We start from the raw sequence: 324 nt of genomic DNA on the forward strand, positions 1-324 counted from the left end.
CCTGAAAGACGCCCGCGCGTAGTAAAATACGCGGGCGTCCTTTTTGTATATTTTTGTATCTTCTGGAGGACCGCATGGAAATGATCACCAGCCGGGAAAACGCAAAGATCAAATATGCCTGCCGCCTTGCTTCCAGTGGGGCGTTCCGGCGCAGTGAGGGGAAATTTCTGGCCGAGGGCCGCAAGCTCTGCCCGGAGCTCTGCAGCGGCGCGGCGCTGGAGACCCTGTTCTGCACCGAGGCAGCGCTGGAAAAGTGCCCGGAGCTGGCCGGACTGCCCGGGGAGCACTATCTGGTGGAGGACCATGTGGCCGATAAGCTGGCCG

General features: G+C 60.8%; 1 pseudogene. It reads left to right on the plus strand.

Features of this window, described 5'->3' with window-relative positions:
* Nucleotides 1–74: 74 nt before the first annotated feature.
* Nucleotides 75–324 (plus strand): annotated as a pseudogene (locus P0G09_RS16720) (RNA methyltransferase); the annotation flags it as partial.

This window comes from Faecalibacterium sp. DFI.5.82, from assembly GCF_029076575.1.
Taxonomy (GTDB): domain Bacteria; phylum Bacillota; class Clostridia; order Oscillospirales; family Ruminococcaceae; genus Faecalibacterium; species Faecalibacterium duncaniae.